Source organism: Paenibacillus sp. IHBB 10380 (genome assembly GCF_000949425.1).
Lineage (GTDB): Bacteria > Bacillota > Bacilli > Paenibacillales > Paenibacillaceae > Paenibacillus_AQ.
Map to the genome: position 1 here is coordinate 2,603,626 of NZ_CP010976.1, position 16,307 is coordinate 2,619,932.

Annotated in this window: 17 protein-coding genes, 1 pseudogene and 1 riboswitch; of the genes and pseudogenes, 1 reads left to right on the top strand and 17 read right to left on the bottom strand. The window is 41.0% G+C overall.

Annotation, left to right across the window (positions count from 1 at the left end):
* Positions 1 to 22 precede the first annotated feature (22 nt).
* The 17 genes and pseudogenes from eutA to UB51_RS11330 form a co-directional block, all read right to left on the bottom strand.
* On the bottom strand, positions 23 to 1,453 hold the full coding sequence (gene eutA, locus UB51_RS11250; protein WP_044877370.1) for an ethanolamine ammonia-lyase reactivating factor EutA: 1,431 nt from the start codon (positions 1,451 to 1,453) through the stop codon (positions 23 to 25).
* Positions 1,454 to 1,590: 137 nt separating this feature from the next.
* Complete coding sequence (locus tag UB51_RS11255) at positions 1,591 to 3,015, bottom strand: sensor histidine kinase (RefSeq protein WP_044877371.1); 1,425 nt, start codon at positions 3,013 to 3,015, stop codon at positions 1,591 to 1,593.
* Complete coding sequence (locus tag UB51_RS11260) at positions 3,008 to 3,580, bottom strand: ANTAR domain-containing response regulator (RefSeq protein WP_044877372.1); 573 nt, start codon at positions 3,578 to 3,580, stop codon at positions 3,008 to 3,010. Before UB51_RS11260 ends, UB51_RS11255 begins: the two co-directional genes overlap by 8 nt.
* Before the next feature lie 71 nt (positions 3,581 to 3,651).
* Entirely contained in the window at positions 3,652 to 4,083 is a 432-nt protein-coding gene (locus UB51_RS11265; RefSeq protein WP_044877373.1) for a EutP/PduV family microcompartment system protein, read from the bottom strand.
* 11 nt (positions 4,084 to 4,094) lie between these two features.
* Complete coding sequence (locus UB51_RS11270; RefSeq protein WP_044877374.1) at positions 4,095 to 4,448, bottom strand: BMC domain-containing protein; 354 nt, start codon at positions 4,446 to 4,448, stop codon at positions 4,095 to 4,097.
* 171 nt (positions 4,449 to 4,619) lie between these two features.
* The gene (locus tag UB51_RS11275; protein ID WP_044877375.1) at positions 4,620 to 5,765 is read right to left on the bottom strand and encodes a 1-propanol dehydrogenase PduQ; all 1,146 of its coding nucleotides are present in this window, start codon (positions 5,763 to 5,765) and stop codon (positions 4,620 to 4,622) included.
* A gap of 350 nt (positions 5,766 to 6,115) precedes the next feature.
* Positions 6,116 to 6,268, bottom strand: a riboswitch (adenosylcobalamin (AdoCbl) riboswitch).
* 1,102 nt (positions 6,269 to 7,370) lie between these two features.
* The gene (locus UB51_RS11285; protein WP_044877377.1) at positions 7,371 to 8,468 is read right to left on the bottom strand and encodes a DUF3626 domain-containing protein; all 1,098 of its coding nucleotides are present in this window, start codon (positions 8,466 to 8,468) and stop codon (positions 7,371 to 7,373) included.
* Positions 8,469 to 8,623: 155 nt separating this feature from the next.
* On the bottom strand, positions 8,624 to 8,824 hold the full coding sequence (locus UB51_RS29290) for an AAC(3) family N-acetyltransferase (RefSeq protein ID WP_052675877.1): 201 nt from the start codon (positions 8,822 to 8,824) through the stop codon (positions 8,624 to 8,626).
* A gap of 2 nt (positions 8,825 to 8,826) precedes the next feature.
* Entirely contained in the window at positions 8,827 to 9,420 is a 594-nt protein-coding gene (locus UB51_RS11290; RefSeq protein ID WP_052675878.1) for an AAC(3) family N-acetyltransferase, read from the bottom strand.
* A 242-nt stretch (positions 9,421 to 9,662) separates the two neighbouring features.
* Positions 9,663 to 10,070: a GNAT family N-acetyltransferase gene (locus tag UB51_RS11295; RefSeq protein ID WP_234405609.1), complete on the bottom strand. Its 408-nt coding sequence runs from the start codon at positions 10,068 to 10,070 to the stop codon at positions 9,663 to 9,665.
* Positions 10,071 to 10,229: 159 nt separating this feature from the next.
* Positions 10,230 to 10,652, bottom strand: a complete 423-nt coding sequence (locus UB51_RS11300; RefSeq protein WP_199925005.1) for an NUDIX hydrolase — start codon at positions 10,650 to 10,652, stop codon at positions 10,230 to 10,232.
* A 153-nt stretch (positions 10,653 to 10,805) separates the two neighbouring features.
* A complete protein-coding gene (locus UB51_RS11305) occupies positions 10,806 to 11,450 on the bottom strand; it encodes a hypothetical protein (protein ID WP_044877380.1) in 645 nt (214 codons plus the stop codon).
* Positions 11,451 to 12,006: 556 nt separating this feature from the next.
* A complete protein-coding gene (locus tag UB51_RS11310) occupies positions 12,007 to 12,405 on the bottom strand; it encodes a hypothetical protein (RefSeq protein WP_052675879.1) in 399 nt (132 codons plus the stop codon).
* 268 nt (positions 12,406 to 12,673) lie between these two features.
* Positions 12,674 to 13,147: a DinB family protein gene (locus UB51_RS11315; RefSeq protein WP_044877381.1), complete on the bottom strand. Its 474-nt coding sequence runs from the start codon at positions 13,145 to 13,147 to the stop codon at positions 12,674 to 12,676.
* Between the two features lie 253 nt (positions 13,148 to 13,400).
* Positions 13,401 to 13,712: a GNAT family N-acetyltransferase gene (locus UB51_RS11320; RefSeq protein ID WP_324607765.1), complete on the bottom strand. Its 312-nt coding sequence runs from the start codon at positions 13,710 to 13,712 to the stop codon at positions 13,401 to 13,403.
* A 318-nt stretch (positions 13,713 to 14,030) separates the two neighbouring features.
* Positions 14,031 to 14,564, bottom strand: coding sequence for a P-loop NTPase family protein (locus tag UB51_RS11325; RefSeq protein ID WP_044877382.1), 534 nt, complete (start codon positions 14,562 to 14,564; stop codon positions 14,031 to 14,033).
* A 314-nt stretch (positions 14,565 to 14,878) separates the two neighbouring features.
* A pseudogene (locus UB51_RS11330) lies at positions 14,879 to 15,175 on the bottom strand (histidine phosphatase family protein); the annotation flags it as partial.
* Between the two features lie 674 nt (positions 15,176 to 15,849).
* Between UB51_RS11330 and UB51_RS11335 the strand changes: the two are divergent.
* Positions 15,850 to 16,152, top strand: a complete 303-nt coding sequence (locus UB51_RS11335; protein ID WP_044877383.1) for a hypothetical protein — start codon at positions 15,850 to 15,852, stop codon at positions 16,150 to 16,152.
* The last annotated feature ends 155 nt before the right edge of the window (positions 16,153 to 16,307 follow it).

Below are 16,307 nucleotides of genomic sequence, written 5' to 3' on the forward strand. Positions count from 1 at the left end.
CCTCCTTCCAAGTACAACTCTATTAGTTAAACACGAGAGTTTTAATGACGACGGGCAATACCTTGCCTCCCGCAATCGGCTTGCCGATGTCAATATAGTCTCCGTTGTCAACTTGCACACTATCGATGCAGACGACATCCTTCTTGTAGCCAAGCAGAGCATATAGCGTCTGTCCGAGCACCTTAGCTATATCATGATGAACAATCACGATGAGCGGATACTCTTTTTCCAGCATCTCTGCCATTCCTTTGTGTAATCCATGGGCATACTTCTGCACCTCCAGGAAGCTTGGACTCTTCTTCCCTTCCAGCGCAATCGCCACTTTCTGCAAATCATTATTCAGCTTGAACCAGTTCAATTTGTCGGAAATGGCTTTTGCCAGCACCTCATCGCTTCCCGATTCATCCGCCCATGCGAGCTTCAGAATTGGAATATTCTTAATCGGAAAACTCTCTTCCGTATAGGTGATAGTACTCCCGCTGATCTCTGTCGTATGGGAACCAGCCCCCACGACGGTTGCTCGGATGGTTTCGGCCGCTCTTGCCACCGTCATTTGCTGTGTCAATGAGGAGGTAGCAATCGCTCTTCCCAACAAAATCCCGATGTCTCCAAACTTGAATACATCGTCCGCCGCTTCTTGGTAAATGTAGTCGGCCACCCCTCCAGAGAAGGAAATGCACGGAATGGTTCGATCCAGCTTCAACCCTTTGTTCGTGACGATGATGTCGAAGAAATCGCCTGGCGGCCGGAGGCCGACGCTTTCTTCGAGCAGCTTGACCATTTCCTGAATGATCGGCTCAAGTTCGGTCGGCGTTACCCGCTGCCCGAGTGCCAACTGAATTCCTCTTCGCGCTATAAGCTGTTTGATTTTGGGCGCGATATAGGTAATCTCTCGTGTCACCTGGTCTACCTTGATCAGACGACCTCCAATGTCCAGACATCCCGTATCCAGCAGCTCGCCGCTGGAGAACAGCGCCAAATTGCTGGTGCCGCCCCCAATGTCGATGTTGACAATGGAAGTGGAATGTTCCTTGGAGTACGTATGGGCTCCGGCGCCTTTGGCAGCAATGATGCTTTCCAGGTCCGGCCCGGCCGTGGCGACCACAAAGTCCCCGGCAAATCCGCTTAACGATAGCAACACTTCATTGGCGTTTTCTTTTCTAGCCGTCTCGCCAGTAATAATGACGGCGCCTGTTTGAATCTCTTCTTTGCGAATGCCGGCTTTTCGGTACTGCTCTTGTACGAATGTCTGGATTTCTCCAACATCAATCCGGTTATCCTCAAGCACAGGTGTGAAGCAAATATCGCTTCGATAGACCACTTCTTTGTCCGTAATGACCAGACGGGGTACAGAAAAGGCAGATCCTAGATTCTGGATATACAACTTGGACAGCACGAGCTGGGTCGTGGATGTTCCCATATCAATACCTACACTTAACAGTTCTTCGTTCATTTCTCTCACCTCTATGAATACATAAATTTCTTATATGCAAACAAAAAGGCCTAAAGTTATAATAAACTCCTGATTCGCAGGAATTTATAACCTTAAGCCTCATTGCTTGCAAGACTACACCATTGTAGTCCGAATATTTATTTTTTGAAGGTAAACGTAACCGTTGTACCCTTTGGATTGGACGTAATCGCAAGCTTCCCTTTCAACTTGTCCTTCACATAGCTGCGGACAATGGATAACCCCAAGCTTTTGCGCGAACATTCTTTGACGGGAAATCCCATTCCGTCATCCGTCACTTCTACAGTGACCAATCCGCCTTCAAGAAGCGCATGTACCGTAATATTACCATCTGAGCAGTCACCGAAGGCATGCTCATAACCATTTTGTAAGAGTTCGTTAACAATCAGCGCAATCGCAACAGTGCGATCGCTATCGAGACAAATGCTTTGTGCTGCTTTCATTTCTATATTAATATTTTTACAATCGACAAAACATCGTTGAATATTAGAAGCAATCAATCGAATGACATCCAGCAAATCCACATGTGCTTCGATCTCCGTCGACAGCAACTCATGGGTGGCCGCGATGGCCAGCACCCGACTCACACTTTCGTTCAAACATTTTTTGGCTTCCGGGCTTTCACTTTGCCGCCCCTGGATACGAAGCAGTGACGCCACCGTCTGCAAATTGTTTTTCACCCTGTGGTGGATTTCGCGAATAGCCACCGACTTGGAGACAATCTCCGCTTCCTTGTCCTTGATTTCCGTCACATCATGCAAGATGACGCCTACGCGAAAATCCCGTTCTGTAATAAACAACCGTTTCACCTGATAATAGTAGCCGGCTACCTTCACATCTGTCGTCAATGAACAGGAAGGGGACGAAGAGTACTCCTTTATCACGCCGGAGAAGGTCGTCTGATCCAGCGACAGGTTGTCATAGTGCAGCCCCTGGATATCCTCCAAATAACCTAGCTGCCGGTAGTACACGTCTGCCTTCTTGTTCTTCAGCTTTACGAGTCCATACTTGTCGAAAATAAGGACGGCATCCTCCAACTGATTGATGATGGTATCATTGAACCGCAGCATAGCGGTCAACGTAGAAGATATTTCGCCGTCTTCATATTGTGTGCCGGTCACATCGAAATGGGCTTGAATATTGTCGCTCACATCTTTTTCATAGATGATAACCGCAATGACACCCTCTTGATTTTTGATCGGATACACGGTTTGCCTGACCAGATGGTTTTCTTGCGTATTGGCGACGAGTCCCTGTGACATGATTCCCGTCTCCAACGTTCTTAGCACGCCGGGTTCGTTCTCGCGCAGCGCCCTCTCCCCCGAGACTGACCGCCGATAAAGCGACTTGCCCGAGCTCGGACGATAGTGGTACACCACAATCGCCTCATTGGCCACACTGGATAGAACATCGATGAACACATCATCCTGCCCGTTAGACATTTCAAATGACTCGGCAATTTCGGTAAGTCGCACGATATCCGCATCAGCCAACCCCGTATGCAGGTTGCACAAACGCGCAATCCGTTCTTTGAAATCAATCATAGGACATGACGATTGTTGTTGCGATTTCCATCATCGGACATCGTCGATCCATGCTAAGTTTGCGCAGGGTTTGATAGGCCTCCTCTTCGGTACAGCCGTTCTCCTTCATCAAAATCCCTTTCGCTTTCTCAACCGCTTTTCGCTCTTCCATCTTTTGAGATAGCTTCGATAAATCTTGTTCCAACTTGCGTATTTCCTTGCCTTTGGCAATCGTCACTTCCATCATAGGTATCAACGATTTTTCGTCGAGCGGTTTCACCAGATAACCAATCGCACCGATAGAGGATGCTTTTTCAATTGTCTGTTTGTCACTGAAGGCGGTTAAGAGAATAACTCCGCCGGCCAGTTGCTCTGAAATGATTCGTTTGCCCGCCTTTAGCCCATCCAAAATAGGCATTTGAATATCCATAATAACCAGGTCGGGCAGATGCTTCTTACATAACTCGATGGCCTCAAAACCATCAGAAGCTTCCCCTACTACTTTGTAGTCCGCTTCTTCAAGCATCTCACGAATATCCATTCTTGTAATAGGTTCGTCGTCGACTACTACAATTTTTCCATTCATGTGTCATGCACCTCATTGTCTGCCGATATTTGCTTGTATCTTGTGAAAACTCAACCAAATGGCGTGTTCGTCTATCCTTCCAAATATCCCTGTAGCTCTGCCAGTCCCACATTTTCCATGGAGGAAACCTCAAAAATGCGTTCTACGCCAGCTGCTTGCAGATATTCTCTCGCTTGCGCGATGTCCTCATCCACTTGGGCCAGCTCAACCTTGGTTATTATTCCGATAACCGGTTTGGCGAACATCGTCGCAAAAGCCGGCGGAAAATAACTCTCTTCCTTTGTGCAATCTTGCACAAGCCCGATGACATCTGCTTCAACGCTAGTGACCATCAGCATCTTGTATAAATAACGGTTCTCGATGCATTCGCCAGGTGTATCAATGGCTTGATCAAAAGTCTCGATGGCTTGCGTCTTCTTGTAGGCAATCTCCTGACCGTGCAGCCTTTGGCACAGCGTAGTCTTGCCCGAGCCAGTGCTTCCGGCAAATATTATTTTTTTCATAGCATCTTCCCCTATGTTCTCGTAATCTTCGCAGCTGAAAATCCGAGAATGTTCTGCAAGCCAAGCAGCACTTCACTAATGGCGGCTTCCACGGATGATACATCCCCCGTAACAACGAGGGAGCCGCTGAAGCGATCGACAAAGCCGATCTGTACGCCGGCCGCCTTAGTCGCGATATCTGCCCCAATAATGGAGGCTTCGCTTGGCGTTATGGTCATAATGCCAATGGCATCTTTTGCATCGGATCCCAGTCCCAGCTTCTTGTAAATATCCTGGTTGGGGTTCGCAATAATATGAGCTAGCGTTACCTGTTTCCCAGGTACATACTCTTGAATGACGCGTTGTTTTTCGTTTTGTTGGTCCATACCATCATCCCATCTCTTTGAAAGAAACACGTAAAATAGCTAAAAAAAATATATAAAGGCCCCTTAAAATTTCACGTGGAATTTTTAAGAAGCCTCTTCGCTTTAACTATTAATTAACACGTCGTTGTGTTGTTTTCATTATATTTATAGATGCAAGCGTTGTCAATACGGTTAGCCTAATTGAAACATTTTGTTCAATATTTCGATGACATCCGCTTCTGTCGGAACACGCGGATTGGTAGCCGTACAACCATCATGCAGAGCACCCTCGGCAATTGCCTCTCTCATCTCTTCTAAAGTGTTCTGATCTACACCACAGTCCCGAAGCGTTTGCGGCATGTGTAATTGTTTCTGAAGCTGCTTGATTACCTGTACTAGACTTCGCACGCCGCTGCGCGCATTGGAAGTCGGTAGCCCCAGGTTCTTGGCAATTTCGGCATATCTTGCAGCCGTCGCATTACTTGCCTCTTTACCGTATCCCGGCTTGTAGTCCGCATTGAATTCTATCACATGTGGCAATAGCAGCGAGTTCATGCGCCCGTGGGCAATCTTGAATTTGGCTCCAGCCACATGCGCAATGCCATGGTTAAGTCCGAGCGAAGTGATGTTGAACGCCATTCCTGCCATGCACGAAGCACTATGCATTTTTTCACGCGCTTCAAGGTCGCCCCCATCCTTGTAGGCTCTTGGCAAATAAGCGAACACCAATTTGATCGCCTTCTCCGCCAAGGCGTCGGAGATATCGTTCGCTTTGGTCGACACATACGCTTCAAGCGCGTGGGTTAACACGTCCATTCCCGTATCGGCGGTAATGAAATCCGGGACGCTCTTGACCAGTTCAGGGTCTAGAATCGCTTCCTCCGGAAGCATGTCATCGGATACAAGCGGGTATTTGATGTTTTTCTTCTTGTCGCTGATGACGGAAAAAGACGTCACTTCCGAGCCGGTTCCGCTGGTTGTCGGAATCGCCACGAACGGAATATCGCGCTGATCCAAGATTTTTTTAGCGAAAATTTTCATCGCCTTGGCCGCATCGATCGCGGAGCCTCCGCCAATAGCAATGATCAGGTCGGCCCGAAACGTCCCAAGCGCCTCCACCCCCTCTGTCACGACTTCTACTGGAGGATCGGGTACAATGTTACTGAAAATGTACTGTTCATTGCTTTCATGCAGCCTTTCGAATAACAGGTTGATCATCCCCGATTTCACCATGAACGGATCCGTGACGATGAAGATCCGCTTGTTCCGCCATTCTGCTAAGCGATTCAGCGCTCCTTGTCCCATATAAATGTCGGTTTTAAAAGAAATTTTGTCCATGTGGGCACCTCCAAGAAATAGTTGGCAACAAAAAAAGAGACCTTTAAAAGAACGAATTCCTTTAAAAGCCTCTTTGCTCGTTATATGTACACGCCATTGTGTAACTAGTAATCATACAGTTGTCTACCACCACTGTACACCTTAATCCTGATAATCGTCAACCGCATTTTGTATAAAAAAGATACACATCGTTGTGTATCATATTCTTCGACATTGAAGAACCTACCCGTTACCTAATGTACATCCTTGTACTTGTTTGGCACCATCGCCAGGCCCTCCCGACATCAGCGTCGGTACCACCTTTATCCATACAAAAAAAGCCTAGAAGGCGAAAATCGTCACACTAGACTTGTAAACCAGCCACTTTCGCCTCGAAATGGTTGGTTTTTCAAAGTTTCCAGGAAAATGACCTGACTTAAGACTGAACATCCAGTCTATCACAGTGGCGGGACCGCGTTGGATTTGCACCAAACTTCCATTACCTGAAACTTTTGTATTGTGGTATGACGTGAATGGGTACCATTCGAAATCATTATAGCATATAGAAATGGGATGGCAATATATAAATTTTGTAACGTTCGTGTCCCCCCTTAAATTAGCTAGTGTACGCCAGCAGTTATGCTAGTTTCGAAGATAACAAAATAGACCGATTTCGAAGGAGATCTATCTATATAGGGCATACGCGAGAAGCTCAGTTATGGCTTATTATGAAGGGCAACAGTTTATGCTACAAGAAAGGAGCTACCCTCATCTTCGCCATTGGCAGCAATAACTTTGTCAGCCACTTCCTTGATCGTCTATCCTTTTCGGATGAATAATCTCTGTTTCACCACTTGGTACAGCAGCCATATAAATAGTGATAGACTTACAATCAATAAATATGTATTAAAATTGAAGTATTGATTATTTATATGAATTGACAGTCCCGTTGTAATTGAATTAATGTATTGCCAATCTATATAACCAAATTTCTCTTCGTATACTTGAGCCAAAAAAATTCGGTATTTCTGATAGCTAGTTAATTGATAGTATACCCCTACAATGTAATGACTCACGATCACTAAAAATATGATAACTATTGTTTTAAAAAGTATCTTCTTGTCCTTAAACATATAGACCCACTGAAATACCAGTATTACAAATAAAATGATCAATGGAACAAACAATAAAATTGCAGGATTTCCATTACCAGAACTACTTCCAGGCGTTGTCGTCATTGAGTTCCCAAAAGTAAATAGCAGTAAGATCACTGCTAGATTAATAAATAAACTTAATTTTGTTTTCATATCTCCTCCTCGATTTAATTAAAGAACATAATGCAGTTGTCTTAGCTAACCTTTTTATTCACGAATCCCCACCATCTTAGATAGCTTATCTTAGTGGATGCGGTTGTCTGCTGATTCATCTTCTCCGAAATTCCCCGGCAGACCAGGAGCTTTAGATGCGTGAATATAGTGTTGTCTACTGTCGATTAGTATTGTTACTATATTAAGAACTATAGGGAAGTTTTTCAATATTTACCAAACTATTAAAATTATTATTAATGGGAGTATGTTTAAAGCACTTACTACTATGTAAATCCAATCTCATTGAGAAAAGAAAGTCTTATAGTTTAAAATTTCGAAGTGGCTTTCCATATTTCACTAAAACATGCCACAATAGTTTTAATTCCTGAAGTACTTCCTTATAGCATCCACGATCACTCCAAGAAATTGGATCGCGTTTCAAGTCCATTGCAGCAGATCCAATCATGCTCACATCGATAAAATCATTTCTTGCAATGCGTTTGGCCAAGGAAGGCATCGATGGACCTCTAAAATCCGCAGGAACCTCGTCTACCCAAAGCGCAAAGCCCATGTGCCAATAGAGATCTATTGAATACTTTAGACATATTTTCTCTAAGGTCCTGCCTATATGAGTGTCCTTGAATGAAGGATCTGCAACAAGCACTTTGACGTCTTCTTTAAGAGAAATATCACCATGAACCTGAGCTTCAATATAGTGGTTAAGATTGCGGTTTGGATCTTTGTTTGTAGGATCCGAGAATGGTCTCTCTAGATTAACCAGGACATGATCGATTAATTTTCGTAGCGTCATATTTTTTTCACCGATAGCGAAATTTCTAAAGAATGCCTCCTTCATGAGGGCCGCCAAAATGATATTGAACTCCTCATAAGTACCCTTTTCCTTCGGATCTTGATGCGAATCCAAATAAGTGTATGTGCTACGATATGAGACCTCCGGGGATAGAATGAAATAGCATGATCCAAAGCGTGGAGCTGGTCCATCTGGATGTAACATCAAATCTAGTGCGCCATACTTGGGTCGTTGGCTATTGGTTGAGTCCTTTAGGTGATATGCTCCTCCAAAAATCTTCTTCTCCCAAAGGTCTCGTTCACCGCCAGGGTAAGCCGATACGCTGCCATTAGATAATAATGTCTCAAACTGACTTTTATAAATTCCCTGCTCAAGCAGTGCTTCAGCAACGCTTTTCATATTCGTCGGATCTGGTCTATCTGGATGAAAATGTAGGGCAATCTTTGCGTGCGCCTTTAACTTAACGACGGCGTCTTCAAATGTTTTATACGCGATATTAGAAATTTGAAGGATTTCCTTAATTACTCGCTCATCTTCATTTTTTTGGCTTCTTGCGTACTTTGTAAGATGCTCTAAAGCCAATAATTGTGACCTTGATAATTTCATGGGCAGATGGGTCTCTCCTTTTGTACCGAAATTCGAATTTGCACCCTCTTTTGTTTTTACCTTAGAAATGATAGTTGAAGACAAAAGGGAATTTATAAAAAAACATTATCCTAATCGGAAACGATAGTTGAATTTCTTGAAATTATTTTTTCAATCTATCTTCTATTCTGGTTCATCCATCCTAAGGCGTAATCGATCATTTTTTTCTGTGGTATTAAGTAACTCACGACCTCTCCCACCAGTCCCTCTTTAACCAAATTAGTTTTGGATTTGAAATCATAAAAAATCTTGTCAAAATCATCAGATTCATTATTAATATCATCATATGTAGCCCATTGTTCTTTTCCATCCAGCATTTTTACTTCCCATGCTTTAGGTTTAATGAAAGTGTTCTGTTCTCCTGTCTGTACTCAGCCAGATGTAATGAACTATTAGTATTAGTTGGAGCTCCAAGTAATAGAATAAATCCCTCTAATTCATAGATCTTTCCCAAGGGAGAATCCTCACTTAATGCATAATCTAGTCTATGATTTTCAGTTATTCTTATAGCATCTTTACCCCACGCAGCAAATGAAGCATGCGGGTGTGAACTTCTAAACACACCATTTTGTTTTCTGAATGTTTCAGGAATGAATCCCATATACGAAGTTGGTGTTACATCAGGGTAATATATAGGCATATTCTCTCTTATTATTTTTATTTCTTCTCCGGTCAGGCCATCATTATATTCTGTCGGTTCACAAAGATGTTCAGATTGAGTCGGCATAACGATATTTCCAGTAATCCCAACTGCCTCTTCCAATGCTAATATTACAGTAACAGGCCCCCCTACAACTTTTCCTAGAGATTTCAAAGAGGAATGGACGATCAAAGTCATTCCTTCTTTTACACCCAGTCGTTGTAAATCCTCAACAATTGTCTTTCTCGTTTGTAAAGTACTGGATATCCCCATTTTTATCACCTGATACAATTTATTTGTTAAATGTAATGCGAGGATTTCTGATAATGTTGCGGATTCCTGACGTCCGAACGGCTTAAAGACCGTAGGTGTCCGGGTGGCTCTGCCCCTAGCCGATTGGATGTGTCGCCTGAATTCACTTCTTAGAGATTCCTCTTGGTGACTGAGGAGCGTCAGCGACAATGTAGGAATGTAATGTTAGATGATGGACATGCCTTCTCTAAAATGCAGAATATTCACTTAATTCTCTTATGTAAAAATATTAATCTTTCTATTTCATCAAATCCGTTTTTCTTGTAAAATTCCTCAGCTGGAATCTTCCTATTAGTCAAAAGTGTTATATTCTCGATCCCTGCGCGTATTAAATCACCTTCTAAGTAGTTAATCAGCTTTGTTCCGATTCCACTTCGTTGTTCATCAACTTGGACACACATTTCATTAACAAAGAATTCATCGCCTTCCCACCATCTCTTGCGAAACCCAAAAATAAAACCTCTTATTTCACTCCCTTCTTCAGCAATGAAACCTCTAAACCCAGGTGTCTGTATGTAGTCAACCAAGTATTGTTTAGCACCTTCTATCGACCAATTATCATTCCATGGTTCTTGATTAAACACATTAACTAAGAGAGTAGTACATTTCATAAGATCATTACTCTCGAAAGGCCTTATAATCATTAATTTCAACTCTTCCATTTGTTTTTTGGTATTAATATTATTTGTACGTCTTTCATCTAACGTTTTATGTATTCACGAACCCGAGATTACTTTCAACTCGATCTTAATTTACTTCAATTTGTTTACTTAGAACTCAATATAAAATGGCTGCATTTCAGGTCTCAAACAATAAGCTATTCGATCTCTAAAGTTCTTCCAAGTTACTTTGTTTAATGCCTCTTCTATTGAATAATATCCGAGTTCTAATGCTTCTTCCGTTACTGTTAATTCTCCTCCAATTGGTCTTGCCAGAAACAAAGTATTACATATGCTTCCGTTTACATTCTGAAATACTCCACAGAATTTAATTATTTCAATATCAATTCCCGATTCCTCTTTAGTTTCTCTAATAGCCGCTTGTGAAAGAGATTCGCCTAGTTCTACCTGTCCTCCAGGCATTTCCCAGCCCCTTCTAGGGCCCTTTATCAGCAGTATTTCATTTCTACTATTTACAACAACCGCAGCTGCGGAAAGAATATGTTTAGGCGGGATCAATCTCAAAACCTCCATCTAACGTATTTATATTCCTGACGCCTTACCAACTTAAAGCCCGTTAGGGCTGGCCGCAATGCGGTTGTCGGTGCAGGTGTGTCTTCTGAATACACTTCCTTAAAATTCCTCTTGCAGACCAAAGGGCGTATGCCCCGCTGCAGGAACATTGTGTTAGCTGAAGTTCCTGGCTTCTTCGAGTTTACTGAATACATCCCACTCCATAAAGAGTCTTCTTAGTCCCAATGCAGTTGTATTAATAAATCCTTCTAGCTTATACATTGTTAAGATACTTGAGTCACTTAAAGGTTCATTTTCAAGGTTCTTTATGAATCGAATCTTCTCTTCTCTATATTGGTAAACCTCTTGTTCCAATAATCCGCCTAACTCAAATGCCTTACCTGCTTCAAGCTTACTAAGTAACTCTCTAGTCTCTGGCTTATTACGTAATATCAAAAATTCAAATTTAGTTACATCTTGCGTATAAATACTCCTACCATTTGGATGTAATTCATACTCTGGATAAATATCAAATGTCCACTCTCTATCCGCATAAACATGGGCGATGTACCCACACAGATATTGCATAAATCTCGAATTACTAAATGCCAAATGCTTGTTGTATTCAAAGAAACTCTTAAGATCTTCGTCTGTTGCGAACTTGCCTTCCTCAAGCATTAAATGTGTTTTTGCCTTTTCTATTCTCTCATTAGTCCTTACATGAATTGAATCGGGAGCAAGGCTCCCTAGTAAGAACTCTGAGGAAGGATTAGATAGCAATCGGGTTGCAACTGAAAAATGAACCATTGGCCAAGGCATCAATGTCACTCCGTTCTTTATTATCTTTCAGGAATTTCAGCTAACGTACCCGCATTCCTGACTTCCTAGCGGCTTAAGTGACCAAAGGAAACGACTTAGCCGGTTGAATATGTCGCCTAAATACACTTCTCCAATATCCCTCTTGGCGACCAAGGAGCGTCAGCGACGATGTAGGAATGTAATGTTAACTGATGTTCATGACTTCGAAGCATTACTCTCAAATTACGTATTTAGAATTTTGCTATATATTCTTGTGAATTCTCCGTTCGTTTTGGGAGACAACTCATAGAATATCCATCCAAACTTCTCGTAAAATCCTTTATGATCGGTATAAATATAAGTCCTTGTATTCTAATCTCTTTGCTTCCTCAATTACATGGTTCTGTAGTAATGTTCCAATTTCCTTGTTCCGCATTTTTTCTATAACAAACAAACTTGCCATTAGGGAAATCAATGTGTCGCCTGAATCCTCTTCCTCGAAACGCCTCTCGCGACCAAGGGGCGAATGCCCCGCCGTAGGAATGTGATTTTGCTGTCATCATGAAGAATCTTTCAACTATGTATTTTTGTATTCTAAAACATCTCTTAATAATGGAGTTATAAAGAAACAATCTTCTAACTCTTCATCCACTAATGCCCAATAAAAAATAGTATTTTGATGTATTGTAAAGTCTTTTATAAGATAGTGTTTTATTTTATTCCATACTTCATCTGATGCATTCCCCTTTGAAAGAGAGTCATCATATGAAGAAACAATTAAAGCCATTAGTCCAAACTTTTCATCTTTATTGAGTAATTGTATTTCGTAATATGTAATGAATTCTAGTAGTTTTGATGAATCAGCACTCTCATGTTCCCAATCTTGTGAATATGCACCTAAAACAGGTAAATTTAATTCTTTAGTAAGTCTCTTTATTGCTTTCTTTGTTAGATACTTGGGGCTTGTATCTTCCATTTTACAGATTTCCCCTCTCCTTTAAGTATCTTAATATTAAACGATAACTACTTTCTTGATCTCAGCAATTTCAGATAACGTTGCGCATTCCTGACGTCCAATCGGCTTAACGCACGGAGTGCCTGGTCGTCAGGCTTAGCCGATTGAATGTGTCGCCTGATTCCACTTCTCCAAAAATCCTCTTGGCGACCAAGGAGCCTTAGCGACGCAGCAGGAATGTTCTGTCAGATGATGCCAGTACCTTCTTCGAATCGCCTTCAAAGTGATCTTAAATTTGTTGTTTAGACTTTAGATAATCTTGGATTTGTTCCTTATGGTATTGGTCATGAGATATAAAAAATTCTGTTAAATAAGACTTTTTAGTGAATCCCCGATCTCCCGAATAAACAACCAAAAATTTATTATCTTCCAACTCACTTACCTTAGAAACCATTATCTGACGATTTCTTACTGCTTCTGCAATAATTTCTTTCTTGGTTTTTCCCTTTCCATAGCTAATAGATTGTTCATTAAATCCTAAATAATCAGGATGTTCCATTAATTCAGGAAATTTACTCTGGGACAGTGTTGGGAATGTGACGTTATTAAAATAATCATCCCATTTCATGATATGTACAACAATATCATGAATCCTCCATTTCCCTTCACTTATAGGAGAAAACCATACTTCATCCTTTAAGTATTCTAAAGATCCTACGAATGTTAGAAACTCATTCAAATCAGAAATTAATTGTTGTTTCATGTTCTTCCCCCTGGAGAATTAGTCAGGGAAATTATATCACAACACTAGGAATGTATGTTCCATTCCATATACTTGTTCTTATACATTTACTTGCACTGGTTTCATCTAACGTATGTGCATTCACGAAATGCCCCAGCCTTAGATAGCTCTTATCTTAGACCGGATCGTGTGTTGTCTGAACCATCTTCCTCGATTATACATCTGACAACCAAGTGGCGTAAGCCCAGCAGTGTGAATACGTTGTTATGTGACGTTATCGCTTCCTCGAATAGGCTGCCAAACATTCTTTCCTATTTCCTTCTCCAAACACCACCCGAGCAAGGGGTAACCCACATTTCTCATAAAATTCATTATGTTTGTCTTGAAATATTACTGTTATTATGGATATTCCCTGTTTTTCAGCTTCTTGCATCAAGATCTTAACCAATTCCTTTCCTATTTCTTTTCCTTGATAATGCGAATGAATAATTACATCTTCTAAATATCCATGTTCAATACCAGGTCCCGTTATGTAACCGAAAGCAATTAATTTCCCATCTTCATTCCTTAAACTTCCCCAGAACAAACATCTTTCAAATTGTAAGGGATAGTCACCATTTCTTCTATCCTAGCCGATTGACTCTCGTAAATTTGGTACTTCGTGTTCCAAAATTTTATTATTGATCTCAATGTCAAGTATGGGCTTCATTGAATTCCTGCTTTCATATAAGGTTTTCGGTAATTCCACATAACGTTTGGCATTACCGACGTCCAGACGGCATAAGGACCGTAGGTCCGGGTGACTCTGCTACTTAGCCGGTTGGATGTGTTACCTGAATCGACTTCAACGAAACTTCCTCTTGGTGACCCAAGCGAGCGTAGCGACCGCTGTGGTAATGCAATGTTATGTGATGTCATTGCCATCTTGAATTACCTTCAAATTATCTTGTACATGTTTTATTACATCTCTTGAAGTTTTCATCTCGAATCTCTTATAAGAATATTCATTTGTGATATCCAATACTTCTTTCAGATTGTATCCGTAGTTCCATTTAATCAACATCTTTATTAAATTATTGAAAGACTGCTTGTAATTCCACTGCTCTATTCCTGTTCTTGACCTAATAAATCTCCTAATAATTCTGTAATCCCTTATATAAACATTAGGATTTAAAATATAAATAATATCTGCCTTTATAAAACTTTCGTTCGTCCAATTGTATTGAACTCCCTCAATAATCCATGATTCTGATCTAACTATTCTATTGAATTCTGCATCTCTTATAGCCTCAGGAAATCTTAAATTTTCTATACTTCTGTCCCAAATCATATTATCAAGTTCATAATTGGTTATCCCTAACATTTTAGAAATTTCCTTACCTAGATATGATTTTCCACTCCCACAGGAACCAATAATACGTATCTTAATTTTCTTCATCTCCTTGAGATGGCTTTCATTATCTTTTTATATTGCAATGATTTCAGATAACGTTTGGCATTCTTGACGTTCAAGCGGCTTAAGGACCGTAGGCCTGGGTCGTCAGACTTAGCCGATTAGATGTGTCGCCTGACTTCACTTCTTAGAATATCCCCTTGGCGACCAAGGCGCATCAGTGACGCAGAAAGAATGCATTGTTATATGATGTCATAGCCTTCTCCGAAAATACTCCATTTTTTAATATCTCCTTCAATCTAGCTACAGATCGTCCTTTACAATTATAATTGATTCTCCTAAATGTTTCTAATAATCTACATCCTCCTTACGAGGGGGTATATTTCCTTACCAGATATTATCATATCTCCTCTTAAAAATATGAGTTCTTTAAGATCTTCAAAGATCATAATTTCTTTACCATAATATTGAGCTGATTCCTCAATTGTCATCACAGCCCTACAATAGGGACTTGAAATAAATGTATCTATCTCTTCAGCCTTCAATAGTTCAGTTATTCTGTGGGAATTAAGCTTTCCCTCATCTGTTAATCCTCGCGTTCTTTCATTGCCTTCTGTTTTAGGTGATTCACCATGCCTAACCAAGTATATATATATGTATTCATTATTACCTCCCCGAAAAGCTTACACATAATTTCTTATTGCTGTGATTTTATATAACGTATTTATGTTCTTGACGCCTTACTAACTTAAAGCCCGTTAGGGCTGGCCGAGATGCGGTTAGTCGGTACAGGTGTGTCTGCTGAATTCACTTCCTTGAAATCCCTCCTGCAGACCAAGAGGCGTGAGCCTCGCAGCAGGAACATGGTGTTATCGGATGCCCTGCCTTCTTCGAATTTACTTATAAAAATTATAGCTACAATACCTAGGTTTATTTGTTTCAAGCCTTCTATTCTGTCTCCTCTATTAATTACTTCTTCTAATAGCTTTTTAGCAATTCCTTTGCCTTAGTATTCCGGGGATACATAAACTTCCCAAATCATTCCTTTATGGTTAATTTTAATTCCTTGTTCTCTTCTAAATGTTGAGTGATAAAAAAGTTGGGAGCCAGTAAAGAAAGTCTGGAACCGCTAAAGTCAGTCCCGATGATGTTTATGATATCAACGGCACTTTTTCTATATATAGGGGGTCGCTATGTCAACTATTGGAGATAGAATTAAAAAGGTTAGAAAAAGTCATGTTTTGAGTCAGGTCGAGTTCTCAAATATGATTGGTGTGTCCCAAGGAATCAGGATGGTCTTGCAGCATTAACTGAAGGTTCTGGAGGTAGTTTGGCAAATGAACTTGCAAAACGCTTTGTTGGAAATAACATTGATTTAGGTATTGAGGAGATAACTATTTCAAGAAACTCATTTCTCGAACCTTATGAATTGAATTGGGACTTTTCTAAGGTACAGTTAAACGAAGTGGATTTCCACCGCTGGATAGTTGCATTGACCACAAAGCCAGTGGATTCTAAGGTTAAGAAAGATAGTGAATGGAAACTGGAGCTTCTTGTTGAAGGGAAGGAACCAGTGACTAAGAGGAAAAAGTCTTATAACGTTTCTGAGGGTCAGATGGTATTTAATTTCTAATCTCGGGTACAAAATGATTATATAAGTCATGTTGAAAAGAGAAAGCACCGGGAATAGTGAGCTAGGTGATTTGTATGAGGGTGTTTTTGCGCGGTTAAAGAAGACGGATCTCCTGATCGAGCAATGTCGTGGGGATTACTACGTCAATCTATGGC

Bases quoted from the DNA above. Each gene is read 5' to 3' on its own strand.
- eutA (WP_044877370.1), bottom strand. From the start codon at position 1,453: ATGAACGAAGAACTGTTAAGTGTAGGTATTGATATGGGAACATCCACG.
- UB51_RS11260 (WP_044877372.1), bottom strand. From the start codon at position 3,580: ATGAATGGAAAAATTGTAGTAGTCGACGACGAACCTATTACAAGAATG.
- UB51_RS29290 (WP_052675877.1), bottom strand. From the start codon at position 8,824: ATGCTGGATGGAAAAGAACAATGGGCTACATATGATGATATTAATAAT.
- UB51_RS11270 (WP_044877374.1), bottom strand. From the start codon at position 4,448: ATGGACCAACAAAACGAAAAACAACGCGTCATTCAAGAGTATGTACCT.
- UB51_RS11325 (WP_044877382.1), bottom strand. From the start codon at position 14,564: ATGAAGAAAATTAAGATACGTATTATTGGTTCCTGTGGGAGTGGAAAA.
- UB51_RS11290 (WP_052675878.1), bottom strand. From the start codon at position 9,420: ATGGGGATATCCAGTACTTTACAAACGAGAAAGACAATTGTTGAGGAT.
- UB51_RS11305 (WP_044877380.1), bottom strand. From the start codon at position 11,450: ATGCCTTGGCCAATGGTTCATTTTTCAGTTGCAACCCGATTGCTATCT.
- UB51_RS11310 (WP_052675879.1), bottom strand. From the start codon at position 12,405: ATGGAAGATACAAGCCCCAAGTATCTAACAAAGAAAGCAATAAAGAGA.
- UB51_RS11300 (WP_199925005.1), bottom strand. From the start codon at position 10,652: ATGGAGGTTTTGAGATTGATCCCGCCTAAACATATTCTTTCCGCAGCT.
- UB51_RS11315 (WP_044877381.1), bottom strand. From the start codon at position 13,147: ATGAAACAACAATTAATTTCTGATTTGAATGAGTTTCTAACATTCGTA.
- UB51_RS11285 (WP_044877377.1), bottom strand. From the start codon at position 8,468: ATGAAATTATCAAGGTCACAATTATTGGCTTTAGAGCATCTTACAAAG.
- UB51_RS11255 (WP_044877371.1), bottom strand. From the start codon at position 3,015: ATGATTGATTTCAAAGAACGGATTGCGCGTTTGTGCAACCTGCATACG.
- UB51_RS11265 (WP_044877373.1), bottom strand. From the start codon at position 4,083: ATGAAAAAAATAATATTTGCCGGAAGCACTGGCTCGGGCAAGACTACG.
- UB51_RS11275 (WP_044877375.1), bottom strand. From the start codon at position 5,765: ATGGACAAAATTTCTTTTAAAACCGACATTTATATGGGACAAGGAGCG.
- UB51_RS11295 (WP_234405609.1), bottom strand. From the start codon at position 10,070: ATGAAATGTACTACTCTCTTAGTTAATGTGTTTAATCAAGAACCATGG.